The sequence below is a fragment of the Enterobacter sp. ECC_219_Taxon_10 genome (assembly GCF_058354905.1).
Map to the genome: position 1 here is coordinate 623,957 of NZ_CM178005.1, position 21,853 is coordinate 645,809.

Below are 21,853 nucleotides of genomic sequence, written 5' to 3' on the forward strand. Positions count from 1 at the left end.
ATATGCACACCATCGAACAGATCTTTATTAACGGCGAATTTGTTACCCCGCACGGCACCGAGTGGTTTGATTTGTACAACCCGGCGACGGCGCAGGTTATAGGGCAGGTACGTCTGGCGGATGAGGTTGACGCAGAGCGCGCCGTTGCGGCGGCAAAAGCGGCGTTTCCGGCGTGGTCGAAGACCACAAAGCAGGAACGCATCGCGGCGCTGAAGCGCATGCACGCCGCCGTGGCCGCTCGTCACGACGATCTGCTGGAAGCGGTCATCGAAGAGTACGGCGCCCCCGCCTCGCGCTCGGCGTGGATGGCCAGCTATCCGGCGGAAGTGATTGCTCAGGCCATCGAGGCGCTGGAGGCGTTTGAGTTCGTCACCTCCGCAGGCGCTGCAACGGTGCAGATGACGCCGCTTGGGGTGGCCGGGCTTATCACACCCTGGAACAGCGACGCCGGGTTTATCTGCGGCAAGCTGGCGGCCGCGCTGGCGGCGGGCTGCACGGCGGTCATCAAGCCGAGCGAAATGAGCGCCCTGCAAACGCAGATTGTCACCGAAGCGCTGCGCGACGCCGCACTGCCGCCGGGCGTGTTTAACATCGTCACCGGACGCGGCGAGACGGTAGGTGAGACCATCAGCCGCCATCCGGACGTGGCAAAAATCTCGTTTACCGGCTCCACGAATACCGGCAAAGCGATCCTGCGCAATGCGGCGGAGAGCTTTAAGCGCGTAACGCTGGAGTTAGGCGGTAAATCGCCGACCATCCTGCTGGATGATGTGGATCTGGCGCAGGCGATCCCGCTGGTGATTCAGGCCGGGTTTATGAACAGCGGGCAGGCGTGCGTGGCCGGAACGCGCATTCTGGTGCCGCAGGCGCGTAAGGCGGAGATTGAAACCGCGCTGGCGCAGGCCGTGGCGGCGGTGAAATCCGGCGACCCGCGCGACAGCGCGACGGACGTCGGCCCTATGGTCAGCGAAAAGCAGTGGCAGCGGGTGCAGGGCTATATCCGTAAAGGCATCGAAGAGGGGGCGCATCTGCTGGCGGGTGGTGAAGGGAGACCGGACGGGACGCGAGACGGCTGGTTTGTGCGCCCGACGCTGTTTACCGACGTGAACAACCGGATGACGATTGCCCGTGACGAGATTTTTGGCCCGGTGCTGTGCGTCATCCCCTATCGTGACGAGGCGGAGGCTGTTGCGATTGCCAACGACACGGACTACGGCCTGAGCGCGATGGTGCTGGGCGGCGATGCGGAGCGCGCGCGCCGCGTAGCGCAGCAGATTGTCTCCGGTCGCGTGCTGGTGAACACCCTTGCCCATGAACCGAAAGCGCCGTTCGGCGGGTTTAAGCACTCCGGCGTGGGGCGCGAGATGGGCGAGTGGGGGATTAGGGCGTTTATGGAGCCGAGGTCGGTCCTGGGCTAAAACTTCGCTCTTTACCGAAGCATTGTGCTTTTCCATCCTGCATTCTCTCCTCAACATCACAGCGGAGAGACCCTCATGATCGCAGTCATTTTCGAAGCCAAAGCCGCGCCTGCCCATCAGGCGCGCTACCTGCAGCTTGCCGCAGAGCTTAAGCCTTTGCTGGCCGACATCGACGGCTTTATTGATATCGAACGGTTCCAGAGCCTGACGACCGACGGCAAAATCCTGTCCCTTTCCTGGTGGCGGGATGAAGAGGCCGTCCGCCGCTGGAAGCAGAACGTTTTCCATCAGGCGGCGCAGGCCGAAGGGCGGGAGTCGATTTTTACTTTCTACCGTATTCGGGTGGCGCAGCTGGTGCGGGAGTACAGTTCCGAAACCGGAGGGCACGCGGATGTATGACGTTCACCTTATTCTGCTGACGGATAATGATAAGCTGGCCGCAGAGATCACCAAACCCTGGGCGACATATGTTAAAAACGAGCCTACCTCCTGATAACAGCGCGGCGCTGGAGCAGGCCATTGCGGCGGTGGCGGCGGCAATGGCCGATCCGTCGCGCGTGAAGATGCTGTGTGCGCTGATGGACGGGCGGGCGTGGACCGCCACCGAACTGAGCACCGCGGCAGACGTTGCGCCGTCGACCGCCAGCGGGCATCTCGCCCGGCTGGTGGAGGGAAAGTTGATCACCTGCCTGTCTCAGGGGCGGCACCGCTACTATCGTCTGGCGGGGCACGACGTGGCGGAGTTGGTCGAGCAGATGATGGGACTCTCCTGGAGCCGCATTACGCCGCTGGAAACCACCGCGCCGAAAGCCATGCGCGAAGCGCGGACCTGCTACGACCATCTTGCCGGAACGGTCGCGGTGCAGATCTACGATTTCATGCAGGCGGAAGGCTGGCTGGAGGCAGACGGTTCAGCGCTCACGCTGTATGGCCGGGAGCAGTTTCTGAAGCTTGGGATTCCGATAAATTCTCAAGCGCGTCGCAAGGCCTGCTGCGCCTGTCTGGACTGGAGCGAGCGGCGGTTTCACCTTGGCGGCGAGGCGGGTGCGGCGCTGCTCATTTATCTGGAAAGTAAAGGGTGGATACAGCGGGTGCCGGGGTACAGGGAGGTGGTAGTGACGGCGTCGGGGAAGGTTGCTGTCAGGAAGTATTTTAGCCGCTAAATTCCTCTGCGGGCTGAGGAATCCCCAGTAATTTCTCTACCTGAAGCGATGGATGTTGCTTCAGGAAAATGAATGGCTTTCAGCGACGCCCTGGTCCGGCTGTAAATCGCTGAGGCGTTTCCTGCAGGCCGGGGCGAGGCGCAGGGATGCGCCGAGAGGGCGGGCTTTACATGGACGTTGCCTCCGCCCGTCCCCGATAAGCCGAAAGGAATAAGCCGAGGGCACCGCGAAGCGGCGATTTACCGCCGGGAGCCCGGGTCGCCAGGGCGGCGGCGATTGAGCCGCCCTGGCACGTTCACCGATACAGGAATCAAAGAGTAGCAAGGAACATAAGGTGAACGGAATGACCACCAGAGCCGTATGTTCCCCCTCACCCCAGCCCTCTCCCTCAAGGGAGAGGGGGTCGTCCGTGCTGGCATTCTTTTGTGGGGATCCCTCAGCCCACAGGGAGAGCGGGAACATCCTTTTCGCAATTCCTGCGCTTTTACCTCTCGTTTCTTGATGCTTACCCTGATAACTATTATCTTGGCCGCGTGTGACGAGAGGTTTCCCCATGGGTGAAGAAGAACTGTTTAGCCGCAGGCCGATGGGCATGCGGATGGCGATGATCGTGCGCCAGTGGCGTGCGGTGATCGATGACGCCATTCTCGATACCGGGTTAACCCAGTCGAGCTGGACGGTGATGATGCAGCTTCATCAGCTCGGGGATAACGTTTCAATGAGTGAGCTGGCGGAGGTGCAGGGTATTGAACTGCCGCCGCTGATGCGCACCCTGACACAGCTGGAAAAACAGGGTTACCTGCTGCGCACCACATCGCCTTATGACAAGCGCATCCGGCTTCTGACGCTGACGCCTGAGGGAAAAGCCATATTAAAAAGGCTCACTCAGGTGATTGAGACCTATCAGGCGCGCGTATCGCAACACATCGCGCCGGAACATATCGAGATTTTCAGCGCTACGTTGAATCAAATCGCCTGCAATTTGCGGACAATCCGCGAAAAAGACAACAAGACCGAAAAATAATGACCCCTGAACAAAAGTTTGCCCGCTGGGTAAGGGTGAGTATTGCCTCTTTCCTGCTGATGTTTATCTATTTTGTCGTCGCGGATATCTGGATCCCGCTGACGCCGGACTCCACCGTGATGCGCGTGGTGACGCCGGTTTCTCCGCGCGTCTCCGGCTACGTGGCGGCGGTACATGTCCACAACAACAGCCAGGTGAAGAAAGGCGATCTGCTGTTTGAGCTCGATGATACGCCGTTTCGCAATAAAGTGGAGGCGGCGCAAATCGCGCTGGAGCAGGCACGCCTGTCCAACGAACAGCTGGACGCGCAGATCGCCGCCGCGCAGGCCAGCCTGAAAACCGCGGTGCTGACGGCGCGGAACGACAAAGTGACCTTTGACCGCTACCAGAAGCTGAGCACGTTACAGAACGTTTCGCAGGCAGATCTGGATAAAGTTCGCACCGCCTGGCAGAGCAGCGAGCAGTCCGTCAGCTCCATTCAGGCCAACATCCGGAACCTGCGCATCCAGCGCGGCGAGCGCGAAGAGCACCGCAACGTGACGCTGCAAAAATACCGCAACGCGCTGGATGAAGCAGAGCTGAACCTCGGCTGGACAAAGCTCTACGCCCAGGCGGACGGCACGGTCAGTAACCTGCAGTTAAGTCCCGGTTTTTACGCCTCATCCGGCTCCGCCGCGCTGGCGCTGGTAAACAACCAGACCGATATCGTGGCCGATTTCCGCGAGAAGAGCCTGCGCCATACCCATCAGGGCACCGATGCCGCCGTGGTGTTTGACGCCTTCCCGGGACAGGTGTTCCGCGCCCACGTGGCCAGCAGTGACGCGGGGATCCTCGCAGGCCAGGAGGCGGTTAACGGCCAGCTCTCCCAGCCGGAGACCTCTAACCGCTGGGTACGAGACGCCCAGCGCATGCGCATTCACGTCACGCTGGATGATTCGCTGCCGAAGCCGCTGCCAACCGGCGCGCGGGCAACCGTGCAACTCTACAACAGCGAAGGGCCGTTTGCGCGCTTCTTCTCAGGGATGCAGATCCACCTGGTGAGCCTGCTGCACTATGTCTATTAATACGCTGGCGCGGGTGTTTACCCCGCACGGCAACATCGTCTATACGGCAAACGACTTTCGCCAGACCCTGCGCATCGTCTTTGCCGGGATGATTGCCCTGAGCATATCGAGCTTCTACAACACCAGCTATGGCGTGTTTTTCGTGGTCTACCCGATCATGCTGCTGTCGCTGGTGCCGGTGTTTAACCGCCACGTGGCGAAGCAGTTTATCTTCAGCGCATCGCTAAACTGCGTCGAAATGGTGATTATCATCGGCTATCTATCGCAATGGCCGGTTATCATGACGCTGGTGGTGTTTGCCCTGTACGTGATGCGTTTTCGTTTTATGAGCAAAGGGCCGCTGTTCCTGTTTGGCTCGATGGGCGTGGTGTGCCAGAGCGTAATGCTCAACTTTATGAGCTACCCCACCACCAACTGGCACACGCTGCTGTTTTCCAACATCGAAGCGAGCGTGATGGCGGTGTGCCTGAGCGCGCTGATGAACTACCTGCTGCCAGACGTTGAGCCCCGCAAGCCGCCGCCGCTGATTGAGAAAGACGACGCCCGCGTGCGCCACGAGTCGCTGCTCTCCGGCAGCGTCGCGACGATAATTTTCGTGGTGTTTCAGATTAGCGACTTAAGCGATTCGCTCTCTGCGCTGATGGCAGGGATTCTGATCCTGTTCCCGATGCACTATCGCGGCGCGGTGATGAGCTCCATCTGGCGCGTGGTCGGGGTGGTGCTGGGCTGCCTCTATATTCTGGTGGTGCAGCTTATCCTTTACGATCACAGCAGCCATATGCTGCTGATGATGCCGCTGATTGGCCTCGGCCTGGCGTTTGGCGCGCGGCTGCACGTGATGGAGAAAGTGGGCGCGGGGGTGGGTTTTTCCAGCATCACCACCATCGGCATTATGTTCGGGCAGAACATGCATCCGGACAGCGACCTGGTGTTCAGCGATCTCTACCGCATCACCTCCGTGACGTTTTCGCTGGTGGCGACGCTGACGATGGTCTTTCTGGTGCATTTGATCCTCAACCGCTTCGCTGCCACGCGCTACGTCATTCAGGGCTGATAGCGTATACCGCCGCTGAAGCTCCAGTCTTCAGCGGCAGTAAACTGGATAACGACCATCACGTCCCCACCATCGATGCCCATCTTCTGATTCAGTTGCGCAGCCAGCTGGCGGTAGAGGGCAGATTTCTGTTCAGTGCTCCTCGGCTTACCAGCAACGATATTAAACAGTATCGCCCTCTCCGTTCTGCCCGTGCTGAGATAGTGCCGATCAATGTATCGATCCCCGGCCGCGAAGCATTCAAAAAAATGGAACCTGTCCTGTGCGGGAACGGTGAAGGTTTCCGTCAGCGCCTGGTGCAGAATGTCCGAGATCTGTTTTTTCTGCATCTCGGTATAGCGGTCACCCGTCATGATGCGAACAAACGGCATTATTTTTTCTCCTCTGCCAGGCAGGTCAGAGCGCTGACGGCTGCCGGCCAGCCTGCGTAAAACGCCAGATGGGTAAACGCTTCGGCTATTTCGTCGTCCGTCACGCCGTTTTGTCGGGCGAAGTCGATATGCCAGGGAAGCTGCGCGGTGCGCTCCAGGGCGGCCAGTGCGGCAAGCGTGATCAGGCTGCGGTCCCGCGGGGTCAGCTGCGGACGCTGCCAGATATCGCCAAAAAGCACCTGCTGGCTGAGTTCCGCCAGTTTAGGGGAGACCTGCGCAAGCGTGTCGCGATTCAGTGTTGTATTCATTTTTTTCCTCCTGTTGTCTGGCAATGACTCTCGCAGGCTGCCACCATAAAGAAAATCGCAATATTTCGGACACAACGTCCCGAAAATGAGGATGATATGGATAAACGGTTTTCAGTATTAGACCTGGACGCGCTGCGCAGCTTTGTGGAGGGTATTAAGTCCACCAGCTTTGCCGTGGCGGCGGACAGGCTGTGCCGGTCTACCTCTGCGGTTAGCGCCCAGCTAAAAAAGCTGGAGCAGCAGTGCGGCGTGGCGCTCACCGTGAAGCAGGGGCGAACGCTGGCGCTGACCCCGGAGGGTGAAATTTTGCTGAGCTACGCCCGACGCATGCTGGCGCTAAATGATGAAGCGCTCCGGGCAATCAAGGGAGAGCAGCTGCAGGGAGAAGTGCGTCTGGGTATGCAGGAGGACTTCGGGGAGTCCGTGATGCCGCAGGTGCTCGGCGATTTTAACAGACAGCACCCTGAGCTCCGGTTGACCGCACGCGTCGAACGCAACCAGCCGCTGCTGCGGGGTGTTGAGGCAAACGAACTCGATCTGGCGATGGTCTGGCAGGAAGGACGAGAAGGCGACTATGTGCGCAGCGAACCGCTGGTATGGATTTGCCGGTCCCGTGAGGACGTTGAAGCACTTTTGCAACGAGGGGAGCCGCTGCCGCTGGTGATGTTTGACGCGCCCTGCCTTCTGCGCAGCAGAGCCATCGCGGCGCTGGATTCGGCAGGTATACCCTGGCGTATCGCTTTTACCAGCCATAGCCTGAGCGGGCTGTGGGCGGGCGTCAGCGCGGGGCTGGGGATTACGCTTCGCACAGGTATTGGCCTGCCAGAGACCTTACAGATCGACAACCGCCTGCTGCCCAACGCAGGAGAGCTGGGGATTGCGCTGCATCAGGGGAGCGCCTCCGCCGATGCAGCTATTACCAGCATGAAGGCGCTGATCCTCAGGACGCTCAATGGATAAGCGTCGGGATTTGCGAGAGTAAAAACAGGACCAGACCAATCGTCCCGCCCACCAGCGTGCCGTTGACGCGGATAAACTGCAGATCTTTACCGATGTTAAGCTCAATCTGGCGGGACATGTCTTTGGCGTCCCAGCTTTTGACCGTGTCGCTGATGTGGCGGGTCAGAAACGCCGCGAAATCCGGCGCAAGGCGGTGCGCGGCCTGCTCCAGATGCTCGTTCAGCGACGCCCGCAGGCTGGCATCGTTAGACAGCGTTTCGCCAAACCACAGCCCGGCGTTGGCGATGCGCTGCTTCACCCGCGAGTCCTCGCTCTGCATATCCGCCTTCAGCCACTGGCGCAGGTCGGCCCACATCTCTCCCAGATAGCGGTTAAACGCCTCGTCGTTTTTCAGGTAGTGCTTGATGTTGTCGGCTTTGGCCGCCATCTCCGGGTCGTTTTTCAGGTTGTCGATAAGCTTCAGCGTGGCGCGGTCAAACGCCTGACGGATCTGGTGCGTGCGGTCGTGGCTGATATCGTCCAGCAGCGTATTCACCGCGTTTGACACCATCTCCGCGCTTTGATCGCCCAGCCACTCGGTGGGCAGCACCATCGCCTTGCGCGGGTGTTCGGTCTTCAGCCAGTGGACGATCTGGTCAGAGATAAACTCTCGCGTGCTTTCCCGCTGAATCAGGGTAATCAGGCGGTTGATGATGGCGTCCAGCAGCACCTGGTGGCGGTTGTTTTTGGTCATGCTCTCCAGCATCACGGCGCTGGTCTCGGTGAAATCCACCTTGTCGATGGCCTTATGCACCGCCCGTTTAAGCAGGCGCTGAATGCGTCCGTCATCGGTCAGTTCGAGAAAACCACTCATCACCTGCATCAGATGCAGCCCGACGCGCTGGGCGTTGTCGGGCTTGCTGAACCAGGCGCCAATCATTTGCGCGGGTTCATAGCGGCGGATCAACGCGACCAGCGACTGGGTATCGAGAAATTTCTCCTGCACAAACTGGCCGAGATTGTCGCCGATCCGGTCCTTATTGCGCGGGATAATCGCCGTATGGCGCGAGATAAATGGAATGGGCACCCGGCGGAACAGCGCGACGACGGCAAACCAGTCCGCCAGCGCGCCGACCATCGCCGCCTCGGCAATGGCCTTCACGCCGCGCACCCAGAAGGTCTGCGGCAGGAACAGGGTGGTGATAAACGCCGCGGCGGCAATCAGCAGCAGCGACAGCGCCAGCAGCTTGGCGCGTTTGAGTTCAGCGATTTTTTCCATGGGTTAAGGATAGAGGGAAGCGGGGGGAAAGTGCAAAGAAGGAGAAGGACCTCCGCGTTTCAGCTTCTGGAATACGCCTTCAGAAAATGAAATTGAACGATGTCGACCGGTTCAATTTACGAACGTTTTGTATATGCTTTTTTGTATATACAATAAGGGAAGGGTACACTATGCCAACGGAGTTTGAATGGGATACCAACAAAGCGAAAAGTAATCTCATTAAGCATGGGATCCGCTTTGAAGAGGCTGTTCTGGTGTTTGACGATCCTTACCATTTATCTCTGCAGGATCGTCATGAAAATGGAGAGTTCCGTTGGCAGACCATTGGTCTTGTACATGGTCTAATTGTCATTATGGTCGCACACACGGTACGTTTTGAAAGTGGTGACGAAGTCATTCGAATCATTAGCGCACGAAAGGCGGACCGTAAAGAGAGGAGCCGTTATGAGCATGGTTAAACATAAACGCGGTAGTGCGCCTGAGGTTAGTGCTCGTCGTGAGGCTGAGCTCAAAGCACTCGCCGAAAAATCGGAAGCAGAGATTGATTACAGCGATATCCCTGCCACGGGGGATGAACAGTGGTCAGGGGCGGTGCGAGGGAAGTTCTATCGACCACTCAAAACTCAGGCATCTGTACGTATCGACGCTGACGTGATGGAATGGCTTAAACGGCCTGGAAAAGGTTATCAGACGAGGCTCAATGCTATTTTGCGTGAAGCAATGCTGCGCGATCAAAACAAAAAATAAGCAATGGGCGGCGTCAGGCTGCCCGCTATCTCAGCGTATAATTTCCAGTAGCCGCCACAGCACCCACCCGCCAAACCCTATCAACACCACCCCCGCCGTGCGCTCAATCCACCACAGCGAACGGCTGAGCTTGTGTTGAACCGCCCTCAACCCCATCAGCGTCACCAGCGCCAGATCCCACACCAGCACCACCATCACCATCCAGACGCCGCAGGTCGCCTGCTGAAGCAGCGTGACGTCCGGCCCCAGCAGCGCCGTCATCAGCGCCAGATAGAACAGCGCGTTCTTCGGGTTAAGCAGCGCCGAACCGAGCCCCAGCAGGATCTGCTTCATCAGAGAAGGGCACCGCTGTCGGGTTTCTGCAAGCGCCAGCGCCTGCGGCCGGCTGCGCACCAGATGCGAGCCGATCCACAGCAGATACAGCGCCCCGCAAAGTTCGATCAGCGTAAACAGCCACGTAAACTGGCGCAGCGCGCTCCAGCCGATAATCACCAGAAGAATATAAAGCGCGTTTCCCGCGGCGATGCCGAGGCACAGCCCGGCGCTGCCGCGCAGCCGATAGCGCGCCGCGTAGCCCACAAGCAGGAAAAAATCCGGGCCCGGGCTCAACAGCGCAACAAAATGCGCCAGCGCCAGGGCGAGAAAAGCGGAAGGGAAGAACAGTTCCATAGCGACCTCAGTTAACAATCTGAGGTCAGAGTACGGCGCTGCAGAACCTATTTATTGTCTGATATTGATCGGCCCGTGGCGTACTGGCGCGGCGTGGCGGCGGTATAGCTGACGAAGGTCTTATGAAAATGGCTCTGGTCGGCAAAGCCGCTCTGGTAGCCGACGTCGGCGATGTCGTCCCCGGCGCGCAGCCGCGCTTTGGCGAACTCCACGCGGGAGACGTTGAGAAAGCTGCCCGGCGTCAGGCCGGTGTCCTGCCGGAAGGTGCGGATCAGCGTCTCCTTGCGCAGCGAGAAGCGTTGGGCAAGCTCGTCGAGGGAAGGCGGGCAGGTGAGATCGGAAAGAAATGCCTCCTGAACCTGCTGGCTGGTTGGGCGAAGCGCATCTGCGCTATCCGCGCCGAGGGGAAGAGCAGAAAGCAGTTTCTCCACGGACGCTGGAGACATGGTCTCGACAACGTCCAGGTAATGGGCAAACAGGTCAGGGTTACGAATCACCTGTAGCACCAGCGGAAGCTCGGTGTCGATATAGAGCATATGGTAGCTGCGCGGCTGCCCGGCGACGGGGTTGCAGCTGTGCGGCGCAGAGGCCGGGATCACAATGAGGTCCCCGGGATGAAGGATGTACTCTCTGTCATGACACACGCAGCAGGTCTGGCCCTCCACAATCGCGCCGATGGAGAGCTGAGGGTGACTATGGCGTTTGTACGCCTGCGTGCTCTCCCACGTGCTGCGCAGCTCAAGGCCCTGGGTACGGTGAAAAGTCTGACGAACGTGTCGGGTATCGGTCATGGGAACTCCTTCTGGAGGTTTTTTATACCACGTCAGCGAACCGTCCGACACTGCTTAACTCAGAACCTTCCGGATATACCCAACTTTACGTCCATCGCCAGTCATGTTGACTACCCTTAATACCCTAAGCGGTAAAACAAGGAGATTCGACATGGCTTATCAGACAGTAAATCCTGCCACTAACCAGCTCATCAAAGAATACCCCTCACATACCGACGCGGATATCGAAGCGGCGCTCAGGGCGGCCGATGCGCTTTATCATTCCGAGTGGGCGAAAGGCGACATCAATCAGCGTCTGCCGGTGCTGCATAAGCTCGCCGACCTGATCGACGAGCGCGTGGAGGATCTGGCGAAAATCGCCAGCCAGGAGATGGGTAAGCTCATCGAACAGAGCCGCGGCGAGGTGAAGCTGTGCGCGCAGATCGCCCGCTACTACGCCGACAACGCGAAGCAGTTCCTGGCCCCGGTGAAGTATGACTCTGAACTCGGGGAAGCGTGGGTGGAGCATCACCCCATCGGCGTGCTGATGGCCGTTGAGCCGTGGAACTTCCCGTATTACCAGCTGATGCGCGTTCTGGCGCCGAACCTGGCGGCGGGGAACCCCGTCATTGCCAAGCATGCCAGCATCGTGCCGCACTGCGCCGAGACCTTTGCGCACCTGGTGCGCGAGGCGGGGGCGCCGGAAGGGGCGTGGACCAACCTGTTTATCTCGTCCGAGCAGGTGGCGAACATCATTGCCGACGATCGCGTACAGGGCGCAGCGCTGACCGGCTCTGAAAAGGCCGGCAGCGTGGTGGCCGCGCAGGCGGCCAAGCACATCAAAAAATCTACGCTGGAGCTGGGCGGTAACGACGTCTTCGTCGTTCTGGATGATGCAGACCTGGAGAAGGCCGTCAAAATTGGCGTGAATGCGCGACTCAACAATGCCGGGCAGGTCTGCACCGCGGCGAAGCGCTTTATCCTGCATGAGAAGATTGCGGATGCCTTCCTGAGCAAATTCACCGAAGCGTTTAAGCAGGTGAAGATCGGCGATCCGCTGGACGAAAGCACCACGCTGGGGCCGCTGTCGTCTAAAGATGCGCTGGAAACGCTCACCAGACAGGTTAACGAGGCGGTGAAAAACGGTGCCACGCTGCACTATGGTGGCAAGCCGGTGCAGCGCGACGGGAGCTTCTTCGAACCGACGATTTTGACGAATATCTCCCGCGACAACCCGGCGTACTTTGAAGAGTTCTTCGGCCCGGTGGCGCAGATGTACGTGGTGAAAAACGACGACGAGGCGGTCGCGCTGGCGAACGACTCCCACTACGGCCTGGGCGGGGCGGTGTTCAGCCAGGACATCGAGCGCGCGAAGAAAATGGCGTCGCGGATCGAGACCGGGATGGTGTATATCAACTGGCTCACCGATACCGCGCCAGAGCTGCCGTTCGGCGGCGTGAAGCGCTCCGGCTACGGGCGCGAGCTGTCGGATCTGGGTATCAAAGAGTTTGTGAACCAGAAGCTGGTGGTGGTGCGTAAGTAAGAGGTAATAAAAAACCTGCCAGCCGGCAGGTTTTTTTTAAAGGGATTATTGCACTTCGATCTTGTCCCAGCCGCTTTTAAACATGCAGCTGTCGACTAACGTATCCCGGCGATATTCATTCGCGTCTTCTACCGTGTAGCTCGTGGAAATATCCTTTTTCTTGTTCTTTTTGTCCGTTTTTTCCGAGCTCGAACCGGTCACTACGTTATCCGGGGGCAGATCGATCAGGGCCTGTGCTTCGCATTCCGTGAGCTTTTTATTCATCTCAGTATCGCTGACGCCCGGTTTTACCCATTTGTACTGGACGCACCCGGTGAGCATCAGCGTGAGGCTCAAAACGCAAAGCGCGGTGATGCGGTGTTTCATCAGAAGCTGACTCCACCGCCGACATATGCGCCGTCAATCAGGGTGTGGTTTGGACGACCATCTTTGCCGTCAACGCTCACGTGGCGGTAGCCCACTTTCAGCGTAACCGGTTTGATTGGGGTCCAGCTTACGCCGCCGTTGGCTTCCACGTAATTTTTCACGCTGTTGTTCAGGCCTTCTGGTGCCGCATAGCCTTCACCGTACACGTGGATGCTGTCGGTCAGCGCAACGTTTACGCCGCCGCCAATCGGGAAAGCAACGCCGTTATCGCCTTTTTTCGGGCCGATGTAGATGGCTTTTGCGCCCGCGTTCAGCATCACCGGGCCCACTTCCAGGTTGTAACCTGCGCCCACGCCGCCAGTCTGGGTACCGTCGTCGGTGTTTTTCAGCCAGTTACTTTCGAGATAAACACCGGATGAGGATTTCCCCATTTCCAGATTGAGGTTGGTAAAGTTTTTACCCTGTTCAATGCTGCCGCCCATTGCCAGTGCGGAACCTGATACGGCAGCCAGAGCAGAAAGGAGAAGGATATTCATTTTTTTCATGTTTCGTGCCTCATCATCAAATTAATCTGGGGGCACCTTAACAAGCGATGTTTATGACTGCAAATGTGATGCAAATCGACTTTTAATGCTGGTATTGTTAATTTTTTTATCTTTATTTGTAACGCCAAGGTTGGGTTGTTGGTGTGTCAACGCACAAATTTCAGGCGTTGAGGAACAGTTTAATTTTGTGACTAAACGAAATCTGAACGAGCCGGGGATAGTAATTTGAGATGAATTAATTGGGATTCTAATAATTTCCAATTCCATTTCTAAAATCACATAAAAAAAACAATTTTTTACAACTTTGTGGTCAATATTCGTTCAGATGCCCGGCCACGTTTTCGTTCTATGTCATTTTTCTGACACGTTTGTTCATTACGTTGTGGGCTTCACTTTCTGGATACTAACAATATGAAAAGAAGAATTATTCCTGTGCTTATCGGTTGTGCGCTCTCTTTCTCTGGCCTGGCGGCGCAGCCCACGGCGGAGCGCTATGTCGTCAGCTTCCCTGACGGCTCACACGTAAAATACAGCGGCGCGTTTGCCGACGCGTTTCCGAATGGACTCCCGGTGGGGATTGGTTCTGGCCTTCTGTTTACGGGCAAGCAGGGCGATGCCCTTACCTTCGCGACCGTGACCGATCGCGGTCCCAACGCCGATGCGCCCAAAATGGGCAAAAACGAAGCCAAAATTTTTGTCACACCGGATTTCGCGCCGCTACTGATGACTATCCGCGTTCAGAACGGCAAAGCTGAGGCAACGGATGCCCGCCCGCTGCATGATGATAAAGGCGAGATTAACGGCCTGCCGCTGCAAAGCGGCGTGATTGGCTCCACCAATGAAGTGGCATTCAGCGATACCCTCAAAATTCTGAAGGGTGACAACCGCGGGCTGGACACGGAAGGCATCACCCCGGACGGCAAAGGCGGCTTCTGGCTGTGCGACGAGTACGGCCCGTTCCTGATTAACGTCGACAGCAAAGGGAAAATTCTGGCGATCCACGGGCCGCAGGCTGCGGAAGGGGAAAAATCCATCGCAGGTGGTCTGCCAAACGTTATCAAATGGCGCCAGCCGAACCGTGGCTTTGAAGGCCTGACCCGGATGCCGGACGGGCGTATTATCGCCGCCGTGCAAAGCACGCTGGATATCGACGGTAAGAGCAAAAAGCAGGCATTGTTTACGCGTCTGGTCAGCTTCGACCCGGCGACCGGGAAAACGGCGATGTACGGCTACCCCATCGACAGCGCGGCCTACAGCAAAAACAGCGATGCTAAAATCGGCGACATCGTGGCACTGGATGACCAGCATATCCTGCTGATTGAGCAGGGTGAGGATAAAAACGACGCGATGCGTAACCTTATCTACAAGGTGGATCTGAGCAAGGCGAGCGACCTGACCGCCTTCGATAAGCCGGGCGAGTACCCGGAGTTTGATGATGAGAAAACCCTGGTGCAGCGCGGCATTACCCTTGCTGCAAAAACGCAGGTCGTCGATCTGCGCGCGCTGGGTTGGCAGCAAGAGAAAGCCGAAGGGCTGGCGCTGATCGACAGCAAACGGCTTGCGGTGGCGAACGATAACGACTTTGGCGTGAAGGTGGCGATGCAGCACCCGGTCGAGGGCAAAAAGCTCAAGGATTATCGAGTGAACGCGGAAGGCAAGCTGACGCTGGATGATAAACCGGTGGAAACCACGCTCAGCGTGAAGCCGCTGAAGAAGCCGGAATCGGACAGCGAACTGTGGATTGTGACGCTGCCGGAGGCGTTGAAATAATACCAGGCGTTACCCCTCACCCTAACCCTCTCCCCGCAGGGGAGAGGGGATTGTTTGGTGCTTACTGGACAGCTAGACCGTCTTAACGCTCTTTTCCCAGGTCTCGACCAGATGATCGCGCAGACTTCCGGTTCCGTGCATGGTCACCAGAAGATTCTGGCGCGCGCGGGTAAATCCAACATACAGTCGCTTAATATCGTCGCTCAGATCTTCTACATTCCTTTCCTTTGCGGCATCCATAATGGCGACCGATTGAAATTCAAGACCCTTACTGCTTGGCAGCGGCATTACGCAGAGGAAATCATTCTGTGGTGACCAGTGTTTTTTATCATCGCTGGAGACAATCATCTGGTAGGGGATCTTGCGGGCTTCGAGCCTTGGTCCGAGCATACCCGAAATACTGTAAGTTGAGGGGCAGAGTATAGCGATTTCCGACCAGGCAACACCCTGTTGTCGCTGCTCAGTGACCCAATCGAGAACGCGTGTAATCTCCTCGTCCTGATTATCAAAGCTTGCCAGCGCCGGATAGTTTCCGGACAGTCCACCTGCGGCAGGCAGCTGGTATTTGAGGGAATCTTCAATGTGATTATTGAGATAATTAAAAGCAATACTGCTGGCAAAATGGAGTATTTGCCGGGTGTTGCGATAATTGGTATCCAGAATAGTGGTGCGGCCCTTAGCCTTTATATCGACGCTGGACAGGGTAAAATCGAGAGCTTTCTTTTTCTGATAGATTGACTGAGCGTCATCGTAGAGGAAAAGCAGGGAGCTATCTTTATCGTCCGGCATCTTAGCGAGGATTCTTAGCCATTCCGGCTTAAAATCATGTCCTTCATCTATCAAAACGGCGCTGTACTGTTCCGGTTTGATAATGCCCTCTTCAAATGCCAGCGTCAGCGCATTTTCCATTAGCTCAATAAAATTTTTGCCCCTGGGGGGAAGTCGTCGATGCGCGTTTAATTGCTGGTAGCACCAGGCATGAAAATGGATAACCTCGACAGGAAGCCTCAGGCTGTGCTGTTCGAGCTGCGCTTTGAGCTTTTTGGCCAGCGTAATGTTGTAGCAAATCACCAGTATCGGTTTGGTGTTTTCTATATTGTTGGCAAGCTCGATGCAGCGGTGATACAAAATGAGCGTTTTGCCTGATCCTGCCACACCATGAATGACCCGGTGTCCCGTCCCCATACTTCTGGCGAGTTGTTCCTGGTTCCTGTCCATCATGCATACCACATCAGGGGTGTGGAACGTAAAATTATCCAGGTCAACCCGCGTGACCGATGGGTTAATGCGGACATCGGGATAAAGATGCCATCGGATGCGGTCGAGCTGCTGTGGTGTTGTGTGATGAACGAAGTGGTGTTTGAGAAGGGATTCGAGCCGGGCGGAGATTTGTTCTCGGGTCATAAACTCGGTCAGTTCATCTTTGCAAATCACCTGGCTGGTGGGCAATATTTCTTCTAACGCTTCGGGGGTAAAACTCTTTTCCAGCTGTGCCCGGGTGATGTTGCTCAAATAAACACCGTATCCATACGGCATAATAAAGCTGCCTTCATAATCTCCTTGTTGTTGACGAAGCAGAGGATCGTTTTTCAGACTGTCAATGGTGTTAAAGGTATATTGTCGAACCTGTTCGAGTGGGTTTTTCAACGGCTCAACGCCGTTTTTGGTTTCATAGTGAATATGCGTTTTGTTGGCCGACTTTATTTTTGTGACAAACCAGTCTTTGACTTCTATAAACAGCAAACCTTTTTCGGGGGCGAGAATCACAAAGTCGGGATGCTCTTGCTTATCGCCCATTCGGGTATCATACCAGCAGGTACACTGTTCGCTGAGGCCCCCCTCCAGGAGTCTTGCCAGCCTTTTTTCTCCAGCCGTGATCTTCTCGCTACAGCTGCTGATTGTGGGAATAATGAGTGCCATGTGATGTCTACCAATTCATGAATAGTATAATTCTGCGCAATTAATATTGTCGTAAATATTAATCTAAGCAGGATTTCATTATTGTTAAGGACATTAACAGACAATATTGCAAACAGAAAGAGTGAAGCGCGGAATTTGCTTTAGGGGAACGCGCTCCCTTTCAGGATTATAAGGGAGCGATTGTTTATTTTTTCAGACCCGCAAACGCTGCCCGGATTTCTTCTTCCGGCAGCTGTATGCCAATAAACACCATCACGCTGTGCGGCGCGTCATCCCCCCACGGGCGATCCCAGTCGGCGCTGTACAGGCGCTGTACGCCCTGGAATAGCAGGCGGTTCGGCTCGCCGCCGATCCACAGCATCCCTTTGTAGCGCAGCAGCTTGTCGGCAAACGACAGCAGCAGGTTTTCCATCACGCGGGAGACCTCGCTGATGTCCACCGGGTAGTCCAGCTCCACCACAATCGACGCCACGTCGTTTTGCTTGTTGGACATAAAGTGGAAGCGCGGTTTCGCGGTGACGTTCTCCTCCAGCATAAAGCCGTTGGTGTTGAACAGCTGAGACAGATCGATGTCGCCATGCGTCACCGTGTAAATCGGCGCGCGGGAATTAATGCGCGTCAGCCGCTCGCGCAGTTTTTCGCTGTCGCCCGCCACGTCGGTTTTGGTCAGCAGGATGCGGTCGGCGTAGCCCACCTGAGACTGGGCGATGGTGAACTGGTTCATCTGCTCGTCGGCGTGGACCGCGTCTACCAGGGCAATCACCCCGTCCAGCAGGTAGCGCTGGCAAAGAATATCGTGCGAGAAAAAGGTCTGAATGATCGGGCCGGGGTCGGCCATGCCGGTGCACTCGATCACCAGACGGTCAAAGTCGATGTCGCCGCGATCGCGGCTGTCGAGCAGGTCCAGCAGGGCGTCTTCGAGCTCGTTAGAGCGGGTGCAGCAGATGCAGCCGTTGGTCAGGGTTTTGATCTGGGTGGCGCGATCGCCAATCAGCTGATCGTCTACCGAGACTTCGCCAAATTCATTTTCGATGACGGCGATTCTGAAGCCGTGCTGCTCGTTCAGGATGTGGCGCAGCAGGGTGGTTTTACCGGCGCCGAGGAAACCGGTCAGCAGGGTAACGGCAATCGGGGTCATGGTCTCTCCTTTAGCAGCAGCGGACGCCGCCTTCTCCACTTCCGCCGTAGCGCGCTTCCTGACGCTCGCGGAAGAATTCGGTGTAGGTCATGTACGGCTTGTCCGGATGATTGGTCTTCATATGCTCAACGTAGTTGTCATAGTCCGGAATGCCAATCAGCATTTTCGCCGCCTGACCGAGGTATTTTTTCGCTTCGCCTAAGTTACCAAACATTGTGGGGTCCAGACAGGAAAAGCCCCTCACCCCGGCCCTCTCCCCAAAGGGGAGAGGGTGTATAAAGTCCCCTCTCCCCTTTGGGGAGAGGGTTAGGGTGAGGGGGGATGATTAATGGTGCGAAGAGGTTTTCACGCCGCCTTCCGGTACCGGCACGTACGGGGTTTCTTTATCCGTACGGCCTTCGGTGTTGCGCACTTTCATCCAGGTTTTGATGCCGTAGAAGATAATGCTGTACACCACCACCAGGAACAGAATGCTCAGACCCGCGTTGGTGTAGTTGTTCACCACGATATGGTTCATGTTGGCAATCTGCTGGGCGGTCAGATCCGCGCCGCCTGCGGCAATCTTCTCTTTGTACTGGTTAGCCATGAAGAAGAAGCCTTCCAGCTGTGGGTTGGTGCTGAACAGCTTCAGGCCCAGCGCCCAGGTGGTGCAGAGCAGCAGCCACAGCGCGGGAACGACGGTCACCCAGATGTATTTGGTGCGTTTCATCTTCACGAGGACAACGGTGCCCAGCACCAGGGCTACGGCTGCCAGCATCTGGTTAGAGATACCGAACAGCGGCCACAGGCTCTTCACGCCGCCGAGCGGGTCAACAACGCCCTGATACAGCAGATAACCCCACAGACCTACGCAGCCCGCAGTACCCAGAACACCCGCTACCAGAGAGTCGGTTTTCTTCAGGAACGGCACGAAGTTGCCGAGCAGATCCTGCAGCATGAAGCGGCCCGCACGGGTACCTGCATCCAGGGCGGTGAGGATGAACAGCGCTTCAAACAGAATACCGAAGTGGTACCAGAAGCCCATGTCCGCCCACGGCAGCACTTTGTGGAATACGTGTGCGATACCCACTGCCAGCGTCGGCGCACCGCCTGCGCGGTTCAGGACGGAAGGCTCGCCGATGTCTTTCGCGGTCTGCATGATCTGCTCAGGCGAAATCACGAAGCCCCAGGAGCTGACGGTCGCCGCCGCATGTGCGCTGGCCTCTTTCAGCTGCGCCATGATCAGCGCGGTATTTTCGCCACCCATCTCGTGCAGGTTTGGCATGGTGATGCCCAGACCCGCCGGCGGGGTGTTCATCGCGAAGTACAGACCTGGCTCGATGATAGACGCCGCGACCAGCGCCATAATCGCCACGAAGGACTCCATCAGCATTGCGCCGTAACCGATGAAGCGCGCGTCGGTTTCGTTGGCCATCAGCTTCGGCGTGGTGCCGGAGGAGATCAGCGCGTGGAAGCCAGACACGGCACCGCAGGCGATGGTGATAAACAGGAACGGGAACAGGGCGCCTTTCCACAGCGGACCGGTGCCGTCAATGTACTGGGTCACCGCCGGCATTTTCAGCTCAGGGTTGATGATCACAATCCCGATCGCCAGCCCTACGATCACGCCGATCTTCAGGAAGGTCGCCAGGTAGTCGCGCGGAGCCAGAATCAGCCACACCGGTAGCAGGGCGGAAACGAACGCGTAACCGATCAGCGCGAAGGTGATGGTGGTGTCTTTGAAGGTCAGCGCCGGGCCCCAGTACGGGTCGTGCGCAATCACGCCGCCGAAGTAGATGGAGGCGACCAGCAGCACGATACCGATGACCGACACTTCGCCCACGCGGCCAGGGCGCAGGAAGCGCATGTAGATGCCCATGAACAGCGCAATCGGTACGGTAGAGCAGACGGTGAAGACGCCCCACGGACTTTCGGCCAGTGCCTTCACCACGATCAGCGCCAGCACCGCCAGGATGATGATCATAATCAGGAAGCAGCCGAAGAGGGCGATCGTGCCCGGCACGCGGCCCATCTCTTCTTTGATCATCTCGCCCAGCGACGAGCCGTTACGGCGTGAGGAGATAAACAGCACCATAAAGTCCTGCACCGCCCCCGCCAGCACCACGCCCGCCAGCAGCCAGAGCGTACCCGGCAGGTAGCCCATCTGCGCGGCCAGCACCGGGCCGACCAGCGGGCCCGCGCCTGCAATGGCGGCAAAGTGGTGACCAAACAGCACGTAGCGGTTGGTTGGCACGTAGTTCAGGCCGTCGTTGTTAATGACCGCCGGGGTGGCGCGCGTCGGGTCGAGCTTCATGACCTTCTGCGCGATGTACAAGCTGTAGTAGCGATAAGCCACAAGATAGACGGAGACAGACGCGACCACGATCCACAGGGCGCTTACGTGTTCGCCCCGGCGCAATGCGACAACCGCCAGACAGAAAGCACCGAGGATCCCGAGTAAGGCCCAGGGCACGTGCTTAAGTAGTTTTTTAGTATCCATAGTAAGACCTGGTTTTTTATGTAAAGAAAAAAGGGTCAGGGTTCGTTGTGAGGAGGTATTGATTAATGCTGGAGCGATCGTGCCAGATCCGCGCGCGCGTAAAGGACGGTAAATGAGTGAGTGGTTGAAAGTGATGGGTGAGCGGTCAAAGAACGCGGCGAGTGGTTAAGGCTCGCCGCTGGCGGGGGAAATTATGTGATTGAGATCACGTGGTTTTCCGGGCTGCGCTCCATCGACAGGTAGTTTTCCAGCGTCTTGATGAGCTTCTCCTTCAGCCAGCTCGGCTCCAGGATCTGAATATTCGGCAGCCAGTAGAACAGCAGCGGCAGGATCTGGTTTTCGTGTGCCGCCTGGCAGCGCAGCGTGACGCCGCCGCGTTGTTGCTCCAGCAGCTCTTGTTCCGGCAGGAGATCGCGGCGCAGGAAGTAATGTGAAATATTATCCTTAATGAATATTTTCACGGTGAAAGTAGTTTCGGAAACCCACGGGTCGAGGCTTTTTTCCAGCAATGCCCGAACATTTTCATCAGGGGTAAAAAGGGTTTTTTGAATATCAAACCAGCTAATCTGGCTTAATGAAAAGGATTTCAACCGGCTATTTTCGGTAGCTTGTAAATACCATATATTTTTTTTGTTAATGAGTTTATAGGGATTAATCAGACGGGTTTTACCCTTATAAACGATCTGACAGACATTATGGTTCTTAATCGATTTCTCGATTTTTGCTAAATGGCGGCGGATATCACGCTGTACCGTGTGCTCTGCGTCATTACCGAGGATGAGAATATGGTTTTCGTCGACGCGCGCCTCCAGTTTTTGCCAGAAGTCCGTATTTCTTTCAGGGAAAAAATTATCGGCATTCAGGAAGTTAGCCAGAGCGTGATGTAATCCCTGCCCGCCGGGAGATTGGGCGGAGTGGATCAGCCGATATAGCCCGTTACCGGTATGTTCAACAATGGGCGAGAGCGCATTTAAATCCCGGTAGACGGTACGCTCGGTAATTTTAAATTTCTCCATTAGCGCACTGCGGTTTACCACGCCGTGTAAATGTAGCTCAAGGAGAATATCGACCAGACGTTCAGCCGAGCGGCTCCGCGTCGTTTTAGCCATAAGGTCTTCCTGTATATTGGGTATGCGCTGAACAATGCAAAAAGCACTGACCGGAGATGTCAGTATTCAGGCACAGAAAATTTCTCTTATGGATATATAACGGCGTGATTTAGCGGAAACCTTAGGAATTTTTGTAGAAAGCGGCGCTGGCCCGAAAAAAGGCCAGCGCGAGGGGGG

The 21,853-nt window shown here is 56.8% G+C and carries 23 protein-coding genes; 11 read left to right on the top strand and 12 right to left on the bottom strand.

The genetic code is table 11. The features are described 5' to 3' along the window. Positions 1-2 precede the first annotated feature (2 nt). The 6 genes from AC4ICF_RS02890 to AC4ICF_RS02915 all read left to right on the top strand — a co-directional run bounded on the left by AC4ICF_RS02890 (position 3) and on the right by AC4ICF_RS02915 (position 5,723). Positions 3-1,418, top strand: coding sequence for an aldehyde dehydrogenase family protein (locus AC4ICF_RS02890; RefSeq protein ID WP_316379764.1), 1,416 nt, complete (start codon positions 3-5; stop codon positions 1,416-1,418). A 75-nt stretch (positions 1,419-1,493) separates the two neighbouring features. Next, positions 1,494-1,817, top strand: a complete 324-nt coding sequence (locus AC4ICF_RS02895; protein WP_163330745.1) for an antibiotic biosynthesis monooxygenase family protein — start codon at positions 1,494-1,496, stop codon at positions 1,815-1,817. A gap of 68 nt (positions 1,818-1,885) precedes the next feature. Continuing rightward, the gene (locus AC4ICF_RS02900) at positions 1,886-2,581 is read left to right on the top strand and encodes an ArsR/SmtB family transcription factor (RefSeq protein WP_316379763.1); all 696 of its coding nucleotides are present in this window, start codon (positions 1,886-1,888) and stop codon (positions 2,579-2,581) included. A gap of 553 nt (positions 2,582-3,134) precedes the next feature. Further along, positions 3,135-3,605, top strand: coding sequence for a MarR family transcriptional regulator (locus AC4ICF_RS02905; protein ID WP_316379762.1), 471 nt, complete (start codon positions 3,135-3,137; stop codon positions 3,603-3,605). Further along, positions 3,602-4,669, top strand: a complete 1,068-nt coding sequence (locus AC4ICF_RS02910) for an HlyD family secretion protein (RefSeq protein ID WP_491466211.1) — start codon at positions 3,602-3,604, stop codon at positions 4,667-4,669. Before AC4ICF_RS02905 ends, AC4ICF_RS02910 begins: the two co-directional genes overlap by 4 nt. Continuing rightward, a complete protein-coding gene (locus AC4ICF_RS02915) occupies positions 4,659-5,723 on the top strand; it encodes a DUF2955 domain-containing protein (RefSeq protein ID WP_316379761.1) in 1,065 nt (354 codons plus the stop codon). The genes AC4ICF_RS02910 and AC4ICF_RS02915 overlap by 11 nt, the downstream gene beginning before the upstream one ends. Here AC4ICF_RS02915 and AC4ICF_RS02920 read toward each other — a convergent pair. Together AC4ICF_RS02920 and AC4ICF_RS02925 are read right to left on the bottom strand one after the other, a co-directional pair. Beyond that, on the bottom strand, positions 5,714-6,094 hold the full coding sequence (locus AC4ICF_RS02920; protein ID WP_316379760.1) for a tautomerase family protein: 381 nt from the start codon (positions 6,092-6,094) through the stop codon (positions 5,714-5,716). The genes AC4ICF_RS02915 and AC4ICF_RS02920 overlap by 10 nt on opposite strands. Next, positions 6,094-6,402, bottom strand: coding sequence for a carboxymuconolactone decarboxylase family protein (locus tag AC4ICF_RS02925; RefSeq protein WP_316379759.1), 309 nt, complete (start codon positions 6,400-6,402; stop codon positions 6,094-6,096). The genes AC4ICF_RS02920 and AC4ICF_RS02925 overlap by 1 nt, the downstream gene beginning before the upstream one ends. Before the next feature lie 96 nt (positions 6,403-6,498). On the opposite strand from AC4ICF_RS02925, the gene AC4ICF_RS02930 reads away from it, so the two are divergent. Continuing rightward, on the top strand, positions 6,499-7,362 hold the full coding sequence (locus AC4ICF_RS02930) for a LysR substrate-binding domain-containing protein (protein WP_316379758.1): 864 nt from the start codon (positions 6,499-6,501) through the stop codon (positions 7,360-7,362). On the opposite strand, the gene AC4ICF_RS02935 is transcribed toward AC4ICF_RS02930, so the two are convergent. Then, complete coding sequence (locus AC4ICF_RS02935) at positions 7,352-8,620, bottom strand: DUF445 domain-containing protein (RefSeq protein ID WP_316379757.1); 1,269 nt, start codon at positions 8,618-8,620, stop codon at positions 7,352-7,354. The genes AC4ICF_RS02930 and AC4ICF_RS02935 overlap by 11 nt on opposite strands. 170 nt (positions 8,621-8,790) lie before the next feature. Here AC4ICF_RS02935 and AC4ICF_RS02940 point away from each other — a divergent pair, with 170 nt between their 5' ends. After that, entirely contained in the window at positions 8,791-9,078 is a 288-nt protein-coding gene (locus tag AC4ICF_RS02940; protein ID WP_010427219.1) for a BrnT family toxin, read from the top strand. Beyond that, positions 9,065-9,367: a BrnA antitoxin family protein gene (locus tag AC4ICF_RS02945; RefSeq protein ID WP_116342305.1), complete on the top strand. Its 303-nt coding sequence runs from the start codon at positions 9,065-9,067 to the stop codon at positions 9,365-9,367. Before AC4ICF_RS02940 ends, AC4ICF_RS02945 begins: the two co-directional genes overlap by 14 nt. A 30-nt stretch (positions 9,368-9,397) precedes the next feature. On the opposite strand, the gene AC4ICF_RS02950 is transcribed toward AC4ICF_RS02945, so the two are convergent. Continuing rightward, a complete protein-coding gene (locus AC4ICF_RS02950; RefSeq protein ID WP_316379756.1) occupies positions 9,398-10,036 on the bottom strand; it encodes a LysE family translocator in 639 nt (212 codons plus the stop codon). Between the two features lie 47 nt (positions 10,037-10,083). After that, on the bottom strand, positions 10,084-10,827 hold the full coding sequence (locus AC4ICF_RS02955) for a helix-turn-helix transcriptional regulator (protein WP_316379755.1): 744 nt from the start codon (positions 10,825-10,827) through the stop codon (positions 10,084-10,086). A 151-nt stretch (positions 10,828-10,978) separates the two neighbouring features. Here AC4ICF_RS02955 and AC4ICF_RS02960 point away from each other — a divergent pair, with 151 nt between their 5' ends. Continuing rightward, positions 10,979-12,349 (top strand): NAD-dependent succinate-semialdehyde dehydrogenase, encoded by a 1,371-nt coding sequence (locus AC4ICF_RS02960; protein ID WP_116342311.1) that lies wholly within the window; start codon positions 10,979-10,981, stop codon positions 12,347-12,349. Positions 12,350-12,394: 45 nt separating this feature from the next. Here the strand turns inward: AC4ICF_RS02960 and AC4ICF_RS02965 are convergent, their stop codons facing one another. Both AC4ICF_RS02965 and AC4ICF_RS02970 read right to left on the bottom strand, forming a co-directional pair. Further along, a complete protein-coding gene (locus tag AC4ICF_RS02965) occupies positions 12,395-12,715 on the bottom strand; it encodes a hypothetical protein (protein ID WP_116342313.1) in 321 nt (106 codons plus the stop codon). Beyond that, entirely contained in the window at positions 12,715-13,260 is a 546-nt protein-coding gene (locus AC4ICF_RS02970) for a YfaZ family outer membrane protein (protein WP_116342315.1), read from the bottom strand. Before AC4ICF_RS02970 ends, AC4ICF_RS02965 begins: the two co-directional genes overlap by 1 nt. A gap of 411 nt (positions 13,261-13,671) precedes the next feature. Here AC4ICF_RS02970 and AC4ICF_RS02975 point away from each other — a divergent pair, with 411 nt between their 5' ends. Beyond that, positions 13,672-15,030, top strand: coding sequence for an esterase-like activity of phytase family protein (locus tag AC4ICF_RS02975; RefSeq protein ID WP_316379754.1), 1,359 nt, complete (start codon positions 13,672-13,674; stop codon positions 15,028-15,030). Between the two features lie 72 nt (positions 15,031-15,102). On the opposite strand, the gene AC4ICF_RS02980 is transcribed toward AC4ICF_RS02975, so the two are convergent. The 5 genes from AC4ICF_RS02980 to AC4ICF_RS03000 all read right to left on the bottom strand — a co-directional run bounded on the left by AC4ICF_RS02980 (position 15,103) and on the right by AC4ICF_RS03000 (position 21,676). Then, positions 15,103-16,950, bottom strand: coding sequence for a 3'-5' exonuclease (locus AC4ICF_RS02980; protein ID WP_316379753.1), 1,848 nt, complete (start codon positions 16,948-16,950; stop codon positions 15,103-15,105). A 184-nt stretch (positions 16,951-17,134) separates the two neighbouring features. Next, a complete protein-coding gene (yjiA, locus tag AC4ICF_RS02985) occupies positions 17,135-18,088 on the bottom strand; it encodes a GTPase (RefSeq protein WP_316379752.1) in 954 nt (317 codons plus the stop codon). 10 nt (positions 18,089-18,098) lie between these two features. Further along, entirely contained in the window at positions 18,099-18,302 is a 204-nt protein-coding gene (locus AC4ICF_RS02990) for a YbdD/YjiX family protein (RefSeq protein ID WP_003856610.1), read from the bottom strand. A 111-nt stretch (positions 18,303-18,413) separates the two neighbouring features. Continuing rightward, complete coding sequence (locus AC4ICF_RS02995; RefSeq protein ID WP_061099346.1) at positions 18,414-20,567, bottom strand: carbon starvation CstA family protein; 2,154 nt, start codon at positions 20,565-20,567, stop codon at positions 18,414-18,416. 191 nt (positions 20,568-20,758) lie between these two features. Next, positions 20,759-21,676 carry a WCX domain-containing protein gene (locus AC4ICF_RS03000; protein ID WP_316379751.1) on the bottom strand — a complete coding sequence of 306 codons (918 nt, stop codon included), beginning with the start codon at positions 21,674-21,676 and terminating at the stop codon, positions 20,759-20,761. Between the last annotated feature and the right edge of the window lie 177 nt (positions 21,677-21,853).